The organism is Streptomyces sp. NPDC005402 (assembly GCF_040606575.1).
GTDB lineage: Bacteria > Actinomycetota > Actinomycetes > Streptomycetales > Streptomycetaceae > Streptomyces.
The window spans coordinates 123,841-140,548 of record NZ_JBEXFB010000015.1 but is presented as its reverse complement, the minus strand read 5'-3'; the positions used below and the strand labels follow the sequence as shown (position 1 = coordinate 140,548).

At 68.4% G+C, this 16,708-nt stretch carries 19 protein-coding genes and 1 tRNA gene; 6 read left to right on the top strand and 14 right to left on the bottom strand.

Translation table 11 applies throughout. The features are described 5' to 3' along the window. Positions 1-325 precede the first annotated feature (325 nt). Positions 326-408: transfer RNA gene (locus ABZT02_RS27720), tRNA-Leu, on the top strand. A gap of 65 nt (positions 409-473) precedes the next feature. Here ABZT02_RS27720 and rdgB read toward each other — a convergent pair. The 4 genes from rdgB to ABZT02_RS27700 form a co-directional block, all read right to left on the bottom strand. Beyond that, the gene (gene rdgB, locus ABZT02_RS27715) at positions 474-1,076 is read right to left on the bottom strand and encodes an RdgB/HAM1 family non-canonical purine NTP pyrophosphatase (RefSeq protein ID WP_356021883.1); all 603 of its coding nucleotides are present in this window, start codon (positions 1,074-1,076) and stop codon (positions 474-476) included. A gap of 11 nt (positions 1,077-1,087) precedes the next feature. Then, positions 1,088-1,492: a hypothetical protein gene (locus ABZT02_RS27710; protein WP_356021881.1), complete on the bottom strand. Its 405-nt coding sequence runs from the start codon at positions 1,490-1,492 to the stop codon at positions 1,088-1,090. 146 nt (positions 1,493-1,638) lie between these two features. Continuing rightward, positions 1,639-2,376, bottom strand: coding sequence for a ribonuclease PH (gene rph, locus ABZT02_RS27705; protein ID WP_356021879.1), 738 nt, complete (start codon positions 2,374-2,376; stop codon positions 1,639-1,641). 76 nt (positions 2,377-2,452) lie between these two features. Further along, positions 2,453-2,686 (bottom strand): PTS glucose/sucrose transporter subunit IIB, encoded by a 234-nt coding sequence (locus ABZT02_RS27700; RefSeq protein ID WP_030666975.1) that lies wholly within the window; start codon positions 2,684-2,686, stop codon positions 2,453-2,455. Between the two features lie 127 nt (positions 2,687-2,813). Here ABZT02_RS27700 and ABZT02_RS27695 point away from each other — a divergent pair, with 127 nt between their 5' ends. Beyond that, complete coding sequence (locus ABZT02_RS27695; protein WP_356021876.1) at positions 2,814-4,118, top strand: PTS transporter subunit EIIC; 1,305 nt, start codon at positions 2,814-2,816, stop codon at positions 4,116-4,118. A 103-nt stretch (positions 4,119-4,221) separates the two neighbouring features. Further along, on the top strand, positions 4,222-5,472 hold the full coding sequence (locus ABZT02_RS27690) for a PTS transporter subunit EIIC (RefSeq protein WP_356021874.1): 1,251 nt from the start codon (positions 4,222-4,224) through the stop codon (positions 5,470-5,472). Between the two features lie 71 nt (positions 5,473-5,543). Here the strand turns inward: ABZT02_RS27690 and ABZT02_RS27685 are convergent, their stop codons facing one another. Beyond that, positions 5,544-6,296, bottom strand: a complete 753-nt coding sequence (locus ABZT02_RS27685) for an MBL fold metallo-hydrolase (RefSeq protein WP_356021872.1) — start codon at positions 6,294-6,296, stop codon at positions 5,544-5,546. A gap of 234 nt (positions 6,297-6,530) precedes the next feature. On the opposite strand from ABZT02_RS27685, the gene ABZT02_RS27680 reads away from it, so the two are divergent. Next, positions 6,531-6,983, top strand: a complete 453-nt coding sequence (locus ABZT02_RS27680; protein ID WP_356021870.1) for a type II toxin-antitoxin system PemK/MazF family toxin — start codon at positions 6,531-6,533, stop codon at positions 6,981-6,983. 7 nt (positions 6,984-6,990) lie between these two features. Here the strand turns inward: ABZT02_RS27680 and ABZT02_RS27675 are convergent, their stop codons facing one another. From ABZT02_RS27675 to clpS, 7 genes are all read right to left on the bottom strand, one after another. Beyond that, positions 6,991-7,941, bottom strand: a complete 951-nt coding sequence (locus ABZT02_RS27675) for a cysteine synthase (protein ID WP_356021868.1) — start codon at positions 7,939-7,941, stop codon at positions 6,991-6,993. A gap of 6 nt (positions 7,942-7,947) precedes the next feature. Then, positions 7,948-8,226: a MoaD/ThiS family protein gene (locus ABZT02_RS27670; RefSeq protein ID WP_352391178.1), complete on the bottom strand. Its 279-nt coding sequence runs from the start codon at positions 8,224-8,226 to the stop codon at positions 7,948-7,950. An 88-nt stretch (positions 8,227-8,314) separates the two neighbouring features. Beyond that, entirely contained in the window at positions 8,315-8,410 is a 96-nt protein-coding gene (locus tag ABZT02_RS27665; RefSeq protein WP_356021866.1) for a putative leader peptide, read from the bottom strand. Between the two features lie 79 nt (positions 8,411-8,489). Then, on the bottom strand, positions 8,490-8,912 hold the full coding sequence (locus tag ABZT02_RS27660; protein WP_356021864.1) for a M67 family metallopeptidase: 423 nt from the start codon (positions 8,910-8,912) through the stop codon (positions 8,490-8,492). A gap of 69 nt (positions 8,913-8,981) precedes the next feature. Further along, positions 8,982-10,427 carry an amino acid permease gene (locus ABZT02_RS27655; RefSeq protein ID WP_356021862.1) on the bottom strand — a complete coding sequence of 482 codons (1,446 nt, stop codon included), beginning with the start codon at positions 10,425-10,427 and terminating at the stop codon, positions 8,982-8,984. 321 nt (positions 10,428-10,748) lie between these two features. Then, the gene (locus ABZT02_RS27650; protein WP_020121183.1) at positions 10,749-11,351 is read right to left on the bottom strand and encodes a DUF2017 domain-containing protein; all 603 of its coding nucleotides are present in this window, start codon (positions 11,349-11,351) and stop codon (positions 10,749-10,751) included. Between the two features lie 41 nt (positions 11,352-11,392). Further along, complete coding sequence (gene clpS / locus ABZT02_RS27645; protein ID WP_020138980.1) at positions 11,393-11,710, bottom strand: ATP-dependent Clp protease adapter ClpS; 318 nt, start codon at positions 11,708-11,710, stop codon at positions 11,393-11,395. 58 nt (positions 11,711-11,768) lie between these two features. On the opposite strand from clpS, the gene ABZT02_RS27640 reads away from it, so the two are divergent. Next, the gene (locus ABZT02_RS27640) at positions 11,769-13,115 is read left to right on the top strand and encodes a nicotinate phosphoribosyltransferase (protein ID WP_356021860.1); all 1,347 of its coding nucleotides are present in this window, start codon (positions 11,769-11,771) and stop codon (positions 13,113-13,115) included. A 97-nt stretch (positions 13,116-13,212) separates the two neighbouring features. Further along, positions 13,213-13,800 (top strand): isochorismatase family protein, encoded by a 588-nt coding sequence (locus ABZT02_RS27635; RefSeq protein WP_356021858.1) that lies wholly within the window; start codon positions 13,213-13,215, stop codon positions 13,798-13,800. Between the two features lie 14 nt (positions 13,801-13,814). Here ABZT02_RS27635 and ABZT02_RS27630 read toward each other — a convergent pair whose 3' ends face one another. Beyond that, positions 13,815-14,159, bottom strand: a complete 345-nt coding sequence (locus ABZT02_RS27630; RefSeq protein WP_356021855.1) for a hypothetical protein — start codon at positions 14,157-14,159, stop codon at positions 13,815-13,817. Between the two features lie 113 nt (positions 14,160-14,272). Further along, a complete protein-coding gene (locus ABZT02_RS27625; protein ID WP_356021853.1) occupies positions 14,273-16,624 on the bottom strand; it encodes an immune inhibitor A domain-containing protein in 2,352 nt (783 codons plus the stop codon). Positions 16,625-16,708 lie beyond the last annotated feature (84 nt).

The following is a 16,708-nucleotide window of genomic DNA, read 5'->3' as shown; positions in this document are numbered from 1 at the left end:
ACGTCAACGACACGAATCACCGACGGGTGGGGCGAGCGGCTGCTCGACTCGACCTCGACACGAGCCACTTCACACGCAGGGCATGGGGGCGTCCGGAACGTCCAGCGCTCGCACCCACCGCTCACCGAGTTCTCGTTGTACTCCCCGATCACGCGGGCCGGACCAACAGGGCTCAACTCCACGCGAGAATCTGCGATACCTGTGCCCCAACCGTCATGCGCTGACAGAGACCTGGTGCCGACAGAAAGACAGAAGGTCGCTCGCCGTACAGCGGCGGACCCCCGTACACTGGCAGGCGCCCGTCACGCTCGACGACGGGCGCCTGGCGGCCTTGGCGGAACGGCAGACGCCTCGCGTTTAGGGCGCGATGGGAGCAATCCCGTGAGGGTTCGAATCCCTCAGGCCGCACTCACCTTCATTTACAAGGTCCGGATGGCGAATTCCTCGAGCCGGACCTTGCCGGTAAGCACTTCTCACCCCAACAGCTCCCGCACCACCGGCACCAGCGCCCGGAACGCCTCCCCCCGGTGGCTGATCGCGTTCTTCTCCTCCGCAGAGAGCTCCGCACACGTCCGCGTCTCGCCCTCCGGCTGGAGGATCGGGTCGTAGCCGAAGCCGTTCGTGCCGACGGGGGTGTGGCGGAGGACACCCCGCAACTGGCCCTCGACCACCCGCTCCGTGCCGTCCGGCAGGGCCAGGGCCGCCGCGCAGGCGAAGTGGGCGCCCCGGTGTTCGTCGGCGATGTCCGAGAGTTGGGCGAGGAGCAGGTCCAGGTTGGCCTTGTCGTCTCCGTGGGTGCCGGACCAGCGGGCCGAGAAGATGCCGGGGGCGCCGTTGAGGACGTCCACGCAGAGGCCCGAGTCGTCGGCCACGGCGGGCAGTCCCGTCGCCTGGGCCAGGGCGTGGGCCTTGAGGAGGGCGTTCTCCGCGAAGGTGACGCCGGTTTCCTTGACGTCGGGGATGTCGGGGTACGCGTCCGCGCCGACGAGGTCGAACGGCAGACCTGCGTCGGCGAGGATCGCGTGGAGCTCGGTGATTTTGCCGGCGTTGCGGGTGGCGAGGATCAGGCGGGTCATGCCCACCAGTATTACGGCGTGCAGACCTTGGTCAGTTCGCCGGCCGCGTCGGTGATGGGGCTCAGGTCCGGGGTCTCGTCGCCGTTCTTGACGGCCGTACGGACGTTGGTCACGGCCTCGCTGAGGTGGTCGACCGCCTGGTTGACGTCGGTGTTGTCGGTCTTGTCGCCGATCTCGTCGAGGTTCTGGTCGATGGAGGCGAGGGCCTCGTCGATCTGGGTCGGGTCGTTCGACGCGTTCTCCACGGCCTGCTGGAGGTCGGTGACGCTGTCGGCGACGGCCTCGGCGGTCTGGACGCAGTCCAGTGCCTTGCTGACGGCGTCGCAGCCGGTGGTGAGGCCGACCGTGAGTCCTACGGCGGCCACCGCGGCGGCGATGGTGATACGGCGACTACGGCGGCGTCGGCTCGCGGCCATGGATCTGTTCCCTCCCTGTGGCAGGCCTCAGGAGGCCCCCGTTGACTGGCCGGGCGCCCGTTGTGCACAGCGGGCGCCCGTACTCCCGAAGACGCCGGGGCGGTCGGTCGGGTTGCGCGCGCCGGCCACCGTTCTTGGCGGTCCCTTTACCTTTCGAGGACCGTATCGAGCGCCTTGCTCTGCAGGACGGCGAGTTCGGAGCAGCCCAGGACGGCGAGGTCGAGGAGGGAGTTGAGTTCGTCGCGGGCGAAGGGCTCGGCCTCGGCGGTGCCCTGGACCTCGACGAAGCGGCCGTCGCCGGTGCAGACGACGTTCATGTCGGTGTCGGCCTTCACGTCCTCCTCGTAGCGGAGGTCGAGGAGGGGGACGCCTGCGACGATGCCGACGGAGACGGCGCTCACGGTTCCGGTCAGGGGCTGGCGTCCGGCCTTGATCAGTTTCTTGCCCTGGGCCCAGGTGACGGCGTCGGCGAGGGCGACGTAGGCGCCGGTGATCGCGGCGGTGCGAGTGCCGCCGTCGGCCTGGAGGACGTCGCAGTCGAGGACGATGGTGTTCTCGCCGAGTGCCTTGTAGTCGATGACCGCGCGCAGGGAGCGGCCGATGAGGCGGCTGATCTCGTGGGTGCGGCCGCCGATCTTGCCGCGGACGGATTCGCGGTCGCCGCGGGTGTTGGTGGCGCGGGGCAGCATGGAGTATTCGGCGGTCACCCAGCCCTCGCCGCTGCCCTTGCGCCAGCGGGGGACGCCTTCGGTGACGGAGGCGGTGCAGAAGACCTTCGTGTCGCCGAAGGAGACGAGGACGGAGCCCTCGGCGTGCTTGCTCCAGCCGCGTTCGATGGTGACCGGGCGGAGTTGTTCGGGGGTGCGGCCGTCGATTCGAGACATGGCGCCGAGCCTATCGGCACCAGCGCGAAGGGCCCCTCCCGCGGGGGAAAGGGGCCCTTTCAAGTGAACCGGTGGGTCACATCATGTCTTCGATCTCCGCGGCGATCGGGTCGGCGTCGGTGCCGATGACGACCTGGATGGCGGTGCCCATCTTGACGACGCCGTGGGCTCCGGCGGCCTTGAGGGCGGCTTCGTCGACCTTGCCCGCGTCGACGACCTCGGTGCGCAGGCGGGTGATGCAGCCCTCGACCTCTTCGATGTTGTCGATGCCGCCGAGTCCGGCGACGATCTTCTCAGCCTTGGTGGCCATGTCGGTCTCCTCACGCACAGTTGGCCCAACTTCGCGAGCGATTGCGCCGTACGTACCGAAAGATGACGTCACAGCAACCCAATCGTCCGTGACTGGTCTACACCACCTGACAGGCGGTCGCCAACTCATGAGCCGGCCTTCGAGTGCCGAGACCGGGATCTCTCCCGCGCGTCGGCGGTGGCATGCGGCGTTCCAGGGACTGCAGAAGATGGGCCGGAGTCTGCAACTGCCCATCGCCGTACTGCCGGCCGCGGGCATCCTCAACCGGCTCGGCCAGCCGGACGTGTTCGGGGATGACGGTCTTGGCTGGACGAACGTCTCCAAGGTGATGGCGGGTGCGGGCGGGGCGTTGCTCGACGGTCAGCTGGGGCTGCCGCTGCTGTTCTGCGTGGGTGTGGCCATCGGGATGGCGAAGAAGTCGGACGGGTCGACGGCGTTGGCGGCGGTGGCCGGATTCCTCGTCTACTTTTCGGTGCTGAGGCAGTTCCCTGAGGATTGTCCGAGCGGGGCGAAGGCCGTGCAGGGCATCGGGTGCCAGGCGACGGTGGACCACACGGTGGTGGCGTTCACCTACCAGAACCCGGGGGTGTTCGGCGGCATCGTGATGGGGCTGCTGACGGCGTTCTTCTGGCAGCGGTACCACCGCACGAAGCTGGTGGACTGGCTCGGGTTCTTCAACGGGCGCCGGCTCGTGCCGATCATCATGGCGTTCGTGGCGATCGTGTTCGCCGCGTTGTGTCTGTGGGTGTGGCCGCCGATCGGTGACGGGCTGGAGAGCTTCAGCGACTGGCTGAAGGACGCGGGGGCCTGGGGTGCGGGGCTGTTCGGTGTGGCGAACCGGGCGTTGCTGGTGATCGGACTGCACCAGTTCCTGAACGTGCCCATCTGGTTCCAGTTCGGGACGTACACCAAGCCGGACGGGACCGTGGTGCACGGTGACATCAACATGTTCCTGGCGGGTGATCCGAACGCGGGGCAGTTCACCTCGGGGTTCTTCCCGATCATGATGTTCGCGCTGCCGGCGGCGGCGCTGGCGATCACGCACTGCGCGAAGCCGGCGCGGCGCAAGGAGGTCGGCGGCCTGATGCTGTCCGTGGCCCTGACCTCGTTCGTGACGGGCATCACCGAGCCGATCGAGTACTCGTTCCTGTTCGTCGCGCCCCTGCTGTATGCGGTGCACGCGGTGCTGACGGGTGTGTCGATGGCGGTGACGTGGGGTCTGGGCGTCCATGACGGGTTCAGCTTCTCGGCCGGTCTCATCGACTACATCATCAACTGGAACCTGGCGACGAAGCCTTGGGCCATCATCCCGATCGGCCTGTGTTTCGCGGCCCTCTACTACGTGATCTTCCGGTTCGCGATCACGAAGTTCGACCTCAAGACACCGGGCCGGGAGCCGGAGGAGGAGGTCGAGGACGTCACCAAGGTGTAGTCCTCCGGTTGCAGAACTGACGGGTTCCTTATAACGCCCCCATCGTGTACAACAGGTCTACACCACTGAGTGGTGTAGACCACCACCCGATGGAGGAAGCGTTATGAGCACCGCCACCGAGACGGCGGCCCCCGCGAAGAGGCGGGGATCCGGTCTTATCCAGGGCCTGCAGAAGGTCGGCCGCAGCCTGCAGCTCCCGATCGCCGTGTTGCCGGCGGCGGGGCTGCTGCTCCGGTTCGGCCAGCCCGATGTGTTCGGCAAGGACGGCTTCGGCTGGGACAAGGTCGCGTCCGTGTTCGCCACCGCCGGTGGCGCGATCTTCGACAACCTGCCGCTGCTGTTCTGCATCGGTGTCGCGATCGGCTTCGCCAAGAAGTCCGACGGCTCCACCGCGCTGGCCGCCGTGGTCGGTTTCCTGGTGTACAGCAACGTCCTCAAGGCGTTCCCGGTCACCGAGGCGAAGGTCCAGGCCGGCGCGGACATAGCCGCGACCTACAACAACCCTGGTGTCCTCGGCGGCATTCTGATGGGGCTGCTGTCGGCCGTGCTGTGGCAGCGCTTCCACCGCACCAAGCTGGTGGACTGGCTGGGCTTCTTCAACGGCCGCCGCCTGGTGCCGATCATCATGGCCTTCGTCGGCACCCTCATGGGCGTCTTCTTCGGTCTGGTCTGGGAGCCGATCGGTGAGGTCATCTCCAACTTCGGTGAGTGGATGACCGGTCTCGGCGCCTTCGGCGCGGGGCTGTTCGGTCTGATCAACCGCGCGCTGATCCCCATCGGCATGCACCAGTTCGTGAACTCCGTCGCCTGGTTCCAGATCGGCGACTTCAAGAACGCCTCGGGCGCCGTCGTCCACGGCGACCTGACCCGCTTCTTCGCCGGCGACCCGACGGCCGGTCAGTTCATGTCCGGCTTCTTCCCGATCATGATGTTCGGTCTGCCGGCCGCCGCGATCGCGATCGCCCACTCCGCCCGCCCCGAGCGCCGCAAGGCCGTGATGGGCATGATGATCTCGCTCGCGCTGACCTCCTTCGTGACGGGTGTGACCGAGCCGATCGAGTTCTCGTTCATGTTCATCGCGCCGGTGCTCTACGCGATCCACGCGGTCCTGACCGCCATATCCATGGCCGTGACCTGGGCGCTGGGCGTCCACGCGGGCTTCACCTTCTCCGCAGGCGCCATCGACTACGGGCTGAACTGGAACCTGGCCACGAAACCCTGGCTGATCATCCCGATCGGTCTGGTCTTCGGCGCGATCTACTACGCCGTCTTCCGCTTCGCCATCGTCAAGTTCAACCTCCCCACCCCCGGCCGCGAGCCCGAGGAAGAGGTCGAGGACCTCACCAAGGCGTGACAGCAGGCTGACGCACGACGAGGCCCCCGGAGACCTGAACCTCTCCGGGGGCCTTCGTCGTGCCCGAGGTGCTAGATCTCGTACGACTGCCTCGGCGTCGCCAGGGACACCGGGCCGTCGAACACCGCGCGCGCGTCGGCGAGGTTGACCTGGGGGTCGGTCCACGGGGGGATGTGGGTGAGGACAAGGCGGCGGGCGCCTGCCCGGGTCGCGGTCTCACCCGCCTCGCGGCCGTTGAGGTGCAGGTCGGGGATGTTTTCCTTGCCGTGCGTGAAGGCGGCCTCGCACAGGAACAGGTCGGTGTCGCGGGCGAGTTCGGTCAGGGCGGGGCTCAGACCCGTGTCGCCGGAGTAGGTCAGCGAACTGCCGCCGTGCTCGACCCGGATGCCGTACGCCTCGACCGGGTGCGCCACGCGCTCGGTGTGGACCGTGAACGGGCCGATGTCGAAGGTGGACGGCTTGACCGTGTGGAAGTCGAAGACCTCGCTCATGGAGGAGGCGGTGGGGGTGTCGGCGTAGGCCGTGGTCAGACGGTGTTCGGTGCCTTCGGGGCCGTAGACCGGGATGGGGTCGCAGCGGCCGCCGTCGTGGCGGTAGTAGCGCGCGACGAAGTACGCGCACATGTCGATGCAGTGGTCGGCGTGCAGATGGCTGAGGAAGATCGCGTCGAGGTCGTAGAGACCGCAGTGGCGCTGCAACTCGCCAAGGGCACCGTTGCCCATGTCGAGAAGCAGCCGGAAGCCGTCGGCCTCGACGAGGTAGCTCGAGCAGGCCGATTCCGCGGACGGGAACGACCCCGAGCAGCCGACGACGGTGAGCTTCATAAAGCAGAAACCTCCGCTGGCGGGAACTTTTCTGGGAAAGAGACGGGGGTCGTGCGGTGCGTCGAGCGTAAGGCGCAAAACCTCCGGTCGCTCCTCCGCCAAGGGCTGTTGTGGGCGAACTCACCTGTGGTGTCACCGGTTCGGCTGGACCGGAGGCGCGTGGGGAGTGAGAGAGGGATCACGGGTTCAACAGAGGGCGCGCGGGGCAGTTCGCGCGCCGGTAACGTCGTCCTCATGGACACGTCCTGGTGGCTCGCGGTCGCGGCGGTGGTACTGCTCGCGCTGGTCGCGACGCTCGTGGACGGCTGGGGGCGGGGGCGCCGGCCGCGGCGACGTGCGGACCGTACGACTCGGCCGTCCGGGCGTACGACGGGGGTGCGGCCGCGGCCCGCCGAGATCTGGTGGGCACAGGTGCCGTACGAGGACGGGCCGGGGGCCAAGGACCGGCCGTGTCTCGTGCTGGCGGTACGCGGCAAGCGGGCCACGGTCGCGAAGATCACCAGCAAGTACCACGACGAGCGGACCGGGGTGATCCCGTTGCCTCCGGGCTCGGTGGGCGACGCTCAGGGGCGCGCGAGCTTCCTGGAGACGGACGAGCTGCGCCAGGTGCCGGTGGGGGACTTCCGGCGGAGGGCGGGGGTGGTGGACCCGGTCCTGTGGGACCAGGTCCGTCACCTGGCGACCTAGGGCAAGGTCAGGCCCAGAGCTGGCCCTGCAGTGTCTCGATCGCTTCCTCTGTCGTGGCCGCGGTGTAGACGCCGGTGGACAGGTACTTCCAGCCGCCGTCGGCCACGACGAAGACGATGTCGGCGGACTCCCCCGCCTTCAGCGCCTTGTTGCCGACGCCGATCGCCGCGTGCAGGGCGGCGCCGGTGGAGACGCCCGCGAAGATGCCCTCCTGCTGGAGGAGCTCGCGGGTGCGGGTGACCGCGTCGGCGGAACCGACCGAGAAGCGCGTGGTCAGCACCGACGCGTCGTAGAGCTCCGGTACGAAGCCCTCGTCCAGGTTCCTGAGCCCGTACACCAGGTCGTCGTAGCGCGGTTCGGCGGCGACGATCTTCACGTCCGGCTTGTGCTCGCGCAGGTAGCGGCCGACGCCCATCAGGGTGCCGGTGGTGCCGAGGCCGGCGACGAAGTGAGTGACCGAGGGCAGGTCGGCGAGGATCTCCGGGCCGGTGCCCGCGTAGTGGGCGCCCGCGTTGTCGGGGTTGCCGTACTGGTAGAGCATCACCCAGTCGGGGTGCTCGGCGGACAGTTCCTTGGCGACCCGTACGGCGGTGTTGGAGCCGCCCGCGGCGGGGGACGGGATGATCTCGGCGCCCCACATGGCAAGCAGTTCGCGGCGTTCCTGCGAGGTGTTCTCCGGCATTACGCACACCATGCGGTAGCCCTTGAGCTTGGCGGCCATCGCGAGGGAGATGCCGGTGTTGCCGGAGGTGGGCTCCAGGATGGTGCAGCCGGGTGTCAGGCGGCCGTCCTTCTCCGCCTGCTCGATCATGTGCAGGGCGGGACGGTCCTTGACCGAGCCGGTCGGGTTGCGGTCCTCGAGCTTCGCCCAGATGCGCACGTCGGCGGACGGCGAGAGCCGCGGCAGGCGCACCAGAGGGGTGTTGCCCACCGCGGCCAGCGGGGAGTCGTAACGCATCGACGATCAGGCCATGCCGCCGGCCACGGCCGGCAGGATCGTGACGTTGTCGCCGTCGGTGAGCTTGGTGTTGATGCCGTCGAGGAAGCGGACGTCCTCGTCGTTCAGGTAGACGTTGACGAACCGGCGCAGCTCACCGCCGTCCACGATGCGGGCCTGGACGCCCGTATGCCGGGTCTCGAGGTCGGCGAAGAGCTCGGCGAGGGTGTTCCCGTTGCCCTCCACCGCCTTCTGGCCGTCGGTGTAGGTGCGGAGGATGGTCGGGATGCGGACCTCGATGGCCATGGTTGCGGGCTCCTGTCGGGAAGTGTTCTGGTCGGTGGGCGCACGACGACGCGCGCCGCGGCTCACGGCCGTACGGCGGCAGGGAACGTCAACAGATGGCGCTGTTCAGCCTGCACAGGTCGACGTGCAGCCGCGCCACGAGCAGGATGCCCGGCGCCTTCTCGCTCACGTCATTCAGAACCATGGGCTCATCGTATCGATTCCCGGTCAGGGTTCCGGAGTGTGATCTCGCATGCTGGATGATTTCTGGCCGGACTGTGAGATCAGTAGGCCGTTACGACCGTGACCTCCTCCTCCGTGACCTCGCCCTCCACGATCCGGTACGAGCGGAACTGGAAGTCGCCGAGGCCGTCGGTGTCGGCGGTGGAGACCAGGACGTAGTGGGCGCCGGGCTCGTTGGCGTAGGAGATGTCCGTGCGGGACGGGTAGGCCTCGGTCGCGGTGTGGGAGTGGTAGATGACCACCGGCTCCTCGTCGCGGTCGTCCATCTCGCGGTACAGCTTGAGCAGGTCACCGGAGTCGAACTCGTAGAACGTGGGCGACATCGCCGCGTTGAGCATGGGGATGAAGCGCTCGGGGCGGTCGGACCCGGCCGGTCCCGCGACGACTCCGCACGCCTCGTCGGGGTGGTCCTTGCGCGCGTGCGCGACGATCTGGTCGACGAGGGCCTGGGTGATGGTCAGCATGCCGAAAGGATAAGCAGAGGGCCGCTCCGTACCGAGGGTCGGTACGCAGCGGCCCACATGCCGGACGCCCTAGCCGCCGATCTTCTCGAACTCCGGCTTCTGCCGGTCCGCGATCTCGGGGTCGCGGGCCTTCAGGACGGCCCAGCCGATCCCCAGCGCGGCGGCCCATCCGGCCATCACGTACAGACAGACGCGGGACTCGGCGTCGTACGCGATCAGGCAGGTCACGAAGAGCAGGAACACGATCGCGATCCAGCTGCCGACCGAGCCGCCCGGTGCCGGGAAGGACGAGGCGGGCAGGCGGCCTGCCACGACCTCGCGGCGGTAGCGCACATGGCTGACCAGGATCATCAGCCAGGTCCAGATGCCCGCGGCGGTCGCGACCGAGACGACGTATCCGAAGGCCTTCTCCGGCACGACGTAGTTCAGCACCACGCCGATGCCCATGAAGAGCACGGAGACGGTGATGGCCAGCGCCGGGGTGCGGGTGACGGAGAGCTTGTTGAAGGCCTGCGGGGCCTCTCCGCTGTCGGCCAGGGTGCGCAGCATGCGGCCCGTGGAGTACATGCCGGAGTTGCAGGAGGACAGGGCCGCGGTGAGGACGACGAAGTTGACGATGCCGGCGCCGGCCGGGATGCCGATCACGGCGAAGGCCTTCACGAAGGGGCTGACGCCTTTCGCGAACTCGGTCCACTTGACCACGCACAGGATGACGGTGAGGGCGCCGACGTAGAAGAGGCCGATGCGCCAGGGCAGGGTGTTGATCGCCTTGGGGAGGGTCTTCTCGGGGTTCTCGGACTCACCGGCGGTGACGCCGACCAGCTCGACGGCGAGGTAGGCGAACATCACGCCCTGAAGGGTCATCAGGGACGAGCCGACGCCCTTGGGGAAGAAGCCGTCGAAGGCCCAGAGGTTGGAGACCGCGGCGGTGTCGCCGGCCGCGCTGAAGCCGAAGGTCAGGACGCCGAGGCCGATCATGATCATGCCGATGAGGGCGGTGACCTTGATCATCGAGAACCAGAACTCGATCTCGCCGAAGAGCTTCACCGAGATCAGGTTCGCCACGAACAGGACGACCAGGAAGACCAGGGCCGTCACCCATTGCGGGACGGCGGGGAACCAGTAGTTGACGTAGATCGCGGCGGCGGTGAGTTCCGCCATGCCGGTGACGACCCACAGCAGCCAGTACGTCCAGCCGGTGAAGTAGCCGAAGAACGGGCCGAGGAACTCGCGGGAGTACTCCGCGAAGGAGCCCGAGACCGGGCGGTAGAGCAGCAGCTCGCCGAGGGCCCGCATGATGAAGAAGATGATCACGCCGGCGACGGCGTACATCAGGATGAGGCTCGGACCGGCCTTGGCGATGTTCGCCCCGGCGTTGAGGAAGAGGCCGACGCCGATGGCGCCGCCGATCGCGATCATCTGGACCTGGCGGCTGCCGAGTCCGCGCTCGTACCCCTCTTCGGAGGGCTTCTCCGAGCCTGAGCCTGTGCCTTTGTCGACCTGAGCGGAGGTCATGTCTGTGGTGCGCCTTTCTCCATACCGACCCCGGCCTTCGTCGGCCGCGGACCGGATCTCGATCCCCCCGGATTGATGGAGTGGTGCCTGGCCGGCGGTTGCCGGCTCGGTGGCGCACCCGGCCGAACATACGGGTGGTGTTCGCCGGGCGGTCGTGAAGATTTATCACGGCCGCACCAGTGATCACGGGGGCGAAGTGTGGCGCGGGCCACAGGGAGAAGCGGACAAAGAGCACGCACGATGGGCATACACGGCCATCACGGTGACGTGATCGTTATCCGGATTTGAGCGTCCTCTGAGCGAACACAGAACCGTCACATCTCATGGCATAAGGGTGGTCACGAGGGTCTCCTGGAGCCCGCCCAGCCACAGATAGGCCATCACCATCGGCTTACGGGGGTCCTCGTCCGGGAGCCGGTAGAGGAGGTCGGTGTCCTCCTCGTCGGTGATGTCGAGGCGGGAGCCGATCGCGAGCCGCAGGTCGTTGAGGGCGCCGAGCCACTGCTGGGACTCGGCCGTCGACAGCTTGAGGACCGCCCCGCCGTCGCCGCCGGAGTGCAGCGCGTCAAGGGAGCGGACCACCGCGAGGGCGTTCTCGCGCTTGCCGGTGCGCAGGTCGTTCTCGGTGTAGCGGCGGAACTCCGAGGAGTACGCCCGCTGCTCCTCGGCCTGCTCGGCCTGGGGAGTGCCCTCGGGGTCGCTGTAGGCGTCCGGGAAGAGCCGCTTGAGCACCGGGTCGGACGGCGGCTCGCTCGGGCCGTCCGCGAAGAGCTCGGCGAGCGGGTCGTCGGAGGCGTCCTCGGCGGGTCCCGGGCCGATGAGTTCCAGGAGCTGGACGGCCAGCGACCGGATGATGGAGATCTCGACGTCGTCGAGGGCGACGGCCGCGCCGCCGCCGGGGAGCGGTTCGAAGGTTCCTGGCATCAGGGATTGTCGCTACTTCCGGTCCTGCGGACGGGGTCGGGTCATTTCCGGTCCTGCTGGAGGGTGGCCCACAGGCCGTAGCCGTGCATGGCCTGCACGTCGCGTTCCATCTCCTCGCGGGAGCCGCTGGAGACGACCGCCCGGCCCTTGTGGTGGACGTCCATCATCAGCTTGGTGGCCTTGTCCTTCGAGTAGCCGAAGTACGTCTGGAAGACGTAGGTCACATAGCTCATGAGGTTGACCGGGTCGTTGTGGACGATCGTGACCCAGGGGACGTCCGGCTCGGGTACGGCGAAGACCTCTTCCGCCGACTCGGTGCGTTCGATCTCTACGGGAGCGGGTGACGTCACACGGCCCATGCTGCCACGCACCCCACAAATCGTCACACTGACGCGAAGTGGGGTAGCATCCGTTGTTATGAACACAGCGGACCTTGGGCTGCCGGTGGATGTTCCCTCGACGGCACTCTTCACGGACCAGTACGAGCTGACGATGCTGCAGGCCGCGCTGAAGGCGGGTACCGCCGAACGGCGCAGCGTGTTCGAGGTCTTCACCCGGCGGCTGCCCGACGGGCGGCGCTACGGCGTCGTCGCGGGCACCGGCCGGGTCCTGGACGCGGTGGAGAACTTCCGCTTCGACGGGGGCGTCCTCGGCTTCCTGCGCGAGCGCTCCATCGTCGACGAGGAGACCCTGGACTGGCTCGCCTCCTACCGCTTCTCCGGCGACATCTGGGGCTACCCGGAGGGCGAGGTGTACTTCCCGGGCTCGCCGATCATGCGGGTGGAGGGCTCCTTCGCCGAGTGCGTGCTGCTGGAGACCGTGATCCTGTCGATCCTCAACCACGACTCCGCGATAGCCGCGGCCGCCTCCCGGATGTCCTCGGCCGCCGGTGACCGGCCGCTGATCGAGATGGGTGCCCGCCGCACCCACGAGCTGTCCGCCGTGGCCGCCGCCCGCGCCGCCTACGTCGGCGGCTTCGCCACCACCTCCGACCTCGCGGCCGGTTTCCGCTACGGCATCCCGACGGTGGGCACCTCCGCCCACGCCTTCACCCTGCTGCACGACCAGGAGCGGGACGCCTTCCAGGCCCAGGTGGACTCGCTGGGCCGGAACACCACCCTGCTGGTGGACACCTACGACGTCACCGAGGCCGTCCGTACGGCCGTCGAGGTCGCCGGGCCCGAGCTGGGGGCCGTGCGCATCGACTCCGGCGACCTGCTCCTCGTCGCCCACCGGGTGCGGCAGCAGCTGGACGAGCTGGGCGCCAAGGGGTGCCGGATCATCGTCACCTCCGACCTCGACGAGTACGCCATCGCCTCACTGGCCGTGGCCCCGGTGGACGCGTACGGCGTCGGCACCCAGCTGGTCACCGGTTCCGGGCATCCGACCGCCTCGATGGTCTACAAACTGGTCGCGCGCGCCGAGTCCGACGACCCGAAGGCGCCGCTGATCCCGGTCGCGAAGAAGTCGTCCGGGGGCAAGAGCTCGGTCGGCGGCCGCAAGTGGGCGGCCCGGCGGCTGGACGCGGAGGGCATCGCGGAGGCGGAGGTGGTGGGCACCGGGCCCGTCCCGGCGGAGCTCACGGGCCGGCAGCTGCTGGTGGAGCTGGTCAAGGGCGGCGAGGTCGTCGCACGCGAGCCGCTGGACGTCGTACGGGACCGGCATGCCGCCGCCCGGGCCAACCTGCCGCTGTCGGCGACCCAGCTCTCACGCGGGGAGCCGGTCATTCCGACGGAGTATGTCGACGGGCGCACGGGTAGCTAGCGGCTGTCGTCCCGAACGCGCCCGTCCATGCCCCCTCCCGCACGGTCCCCGAAGTCTCTAGGCTCGTAAGTTCACTCTTAGTCGAAGGACACCCACCATGCGCCGCGCCTTGATCGTCGTCGACGTGCAGAACGACTTCTGCGAGGGAGGCAGCCTCGCGGTGGCCGGAGGGGCCGATGTGGCCGCCGCCGTCACCGAGCTGATCGGGCAGGCGGCGGGCTCCGGCTACCAGCACGTGGTGGCCACCCGGGACCACCACATCGCACCCGGCGGCCACTTCGCCGACAACCCCGACTTCGTGCACTCCTGGCCCGCGCACTGCGTCGCCGGGACCGAGGGGGTGGGGTTCCACCCGAACTTCGCGCCGGCCGTCGCCTCCGGCGCGATCGACGCGGTCTTCGACAAGGGGGCGTACGCGGCGGCGTACAGCGGGTTCGAGGGCGCCGACGAGAACGGCGTGACGCTGGCCGACTGGCTGCGGGCCCGGGAGGTCACGGAGGTGGACGTGGTCGGGATCGCCACGGACCACTGCGTACGGGCCACCGCGCTGGACGCGGCCCGGGAGGGCTTCCGCACGCAGGTCCTCCTCGACCTCACCGCGGGAGTCGCCGAGGCGACGACCGAGCGGGCGATCGAGGAGCTGCGGGGGGCGGGCGTGGAGCTTTCCGGGAAGCCGGTCGTCTAGGAACAGGCGCGGCCTCAGGCCGACGCCGCCGGCCTCCTCAGCAGTGACCTGATCGGATGCCACAGCTCCTGGACCAGCTCGGGCCCGCCCAGGACAGCGTTGTCAGGGGCGGTACGCCATATCAGGCCGTCCGGGTGGTGGAGTACGGCCGTGATCTCGTCCGGGGTCGGGGGCGCGCCGTTGCCGCGCAGGTACACCGCGCGCAGGCCCAGGTTGCGCAGCCTGGTCAGGGCGCGCGCCCTGTTCTGGGCGTGGACGAGTACCCGCACGCTGCCGTAGCCGTCGGCGGGCGGACGGGGCAGGTTCAGCGCCACCACCACCCTGCCGTTCGGCAGCTTGCAGAAACCTCCTGCGGCCATGCGGTCATACCCCCGTGTGCGTCGGTGTCAATAAGGAAGCCACAGGACGCACCTAAACACGATCGGCGGCAACCCGCCAGGGGTTGCCGCCGATACGCTTCTGACCTGCGGTTTTACTTCTTCTTGGCCGAAGGTCCGACCTGGAGCGTGATCGTCGAGCCGTTCAGGGGCTCCTTGACGATCTTGATCCGGGTGTCGGTGTCAGTGATGTTGACCCCGGCGAACGGGTTCGACGCGTCGTAGTAGCTCGACGTGCCGTCGTCGAAGACCGGGACGCCCGGCTTGGACTTGATCTTCGTCGGGACATCGGCGTTGTGCAGCGTGATCGAGTCCGTCGGGTACCAGCTGAAGGTGGAGTCGTAGGCCTGGATGCGGTTGCGCATCAGCGTGCCGTCGGACCACTTCAGCGCGGTCGGGTGGGAGTCGACCGGGAGGATCAGACCCGCGCCCGGGTGCTGGCTGGTGTTGTCATCCGCCTGGGAGGTGTCCCACTTCCAGATCAACAGGCCGTTCTGGTAGGCGTAGTGCTCCACCCAGTCCGGACGGGTCTTCGAGAAGCCGTAGTTGTACGGACCGACCTTCAACACCTTGTCGTAGGACACGTATTGGCGGTTCTCGGCGAGGTAGTACTGCGCGTAGTCGTCCGTGATCGAGGCGCCGATGCGCGAGAAGCCGTTCGCGGTCCAGGCGGCGTCCGCCGTCTCGGCGTTGTCGGAGAACAGGGTCGCGCCGTCGGCGGTCACCGTGATCTCGTCGGCCGCGAAGCCCTTCAGGGCGGCCCCGCCGTCGGTCTGGTAGCGGAAGCGCAGCTGGATCTTCTGGCCCGCGTAGGCGTTCAGCGGGAAGGTCAGCTTCTGGTAGGCGTCGACCGAGCCGGTGAGGGCGGGCTTGCCGCTGCCGTCCTTCGGGATGGCGGTGCCGTCGGCCAGGGTGCCGTCGACGGGCGTCCAGTTGGCGCCGTCGGTGGAGACCTCGGTGTAGAGGTAGTCGAAGTCCTGCTCGATGTCCCACCAGCCGTCGAGGGTCAGCGCCGCCGCGGACTTGCCGGTCAGGTCGACCGGGCGGGTCAGGGTGTTGCGCAGGTCGTTGCCGCTGCCGCTCCACCACTGGGTCGCGCCCTGCGCCGGAGCGACCACCGGGGTGGTGACCGTCTTCCGCGGCAGCTGGACCACGAGCGCCTGCGCGTTCTTGGTGTTGTACTCCGCGACGCCCAGCTTGTGGGTCGACCGCTTGCCGGCCGTGGCCACGTCGTAGTCGAGCCAGCCCAGTTGGAGCTTGTCCCAGGCGTTCATGTCGCCGGGCAGGTCACCGATGGAGTCCTTGCCGGTGCCGAGCCAGGAGCCGGAGGACATCAGCGTCCAGAAGCCGGTGGAGTTCTCGCCGCCGCCGGAGGTGTCGTACTCGTCGGGCAGGCCGAGGTCGTGGCCGTACTCGTGGGCGAAGACGCCCAGGCCGCCGTTCTCCGGCTGGATGGTGTAGTCGCCGACCCAGACGCCGGTGTCGCCGATCTGGGTGCCGCCGAGCTTGTTGCCGGCCGGGCCGGTCGCGCCGGAGTCGCTGGCGAAGGCGTACCAGCGGTGGGCCCAGATGGCGTCCTCGCCCTGGGCGCCGCCGCCCGCGGACTCGTCCTCGCCGGCGTGCACGATCTGGAAGTGGTCGATGTAGCCGTCGGGCTCGTTGAAGTTGCCGTCGCCGTCGAAGTCGTAGCGGTCCCACTGGTCGAACTCGGCCAGTTCCGCGCTGATCTCGGCGGCCGTGTCACCGGCGGCCTCGCGCTGGGCGACCCAGGCGTTGACGCCGTCCTGGACCGCGTACCAGGCGCCGGTCGGGGCGTCGTTGGAGCCGTAACGGGCCTCGTTGTAGGGGACCTTGACCCAGTCGGTGACCTCGCCGTCGACCGAGTAGCGGCCCGAGGACTGCTTCTCGTAGTACTTCTTCAGCGACTCGGTCTTCTTGCCGGTGCCGAAGTAGAGGTCCTGGAAGTGCGCCTGGTTGTAGTCCGCCTGCCAGGCCGTGCTGTTGTTCGTCTTGCGGTCCGGCTTGGCGATCTGGTTGTGCAGCGGGCCCACCGTGCCGCCGTAGCGGGGGTCGACCTGGTCGCCGAACTCCACCAGGATGGTGAAGATCTTGTCGGTCTTCTCGCGGCCGAGTTCGACGTACTTGCTGTCGCCCTTGCGGCTCTTGAGCTCGACCACCTTGGAGCCGTCGCGGTTCTTCACCGCGGCGTCGCCGGATATGACCTGGTCGAGCGCCTCCTTTCGCTGCGCCTGCCGGGTCTTGGTCAGCGGGCCGTCGAAGTCGTGCTCCCTGGCCTTCGCCGGCTGCGGGTCCTGCCGGTCGACCGCGGAGGTCCCCGCGGAGTTGTCCGCGGCCTGCGCCACGGCGAACGTGGAGAACGTGGCCGAGGCCGCGGCTATCGCCACGACCGTCGCTGCCGTCCTGAACGTCCAGGATCTGTCAGTCACTTGTACCTCTCCCCTATCAGGCAAGTGACCGGTATTTGACTAAAGTTTGAGGAGAAAAGACAGGTCTTGACTTGGACCCGACAA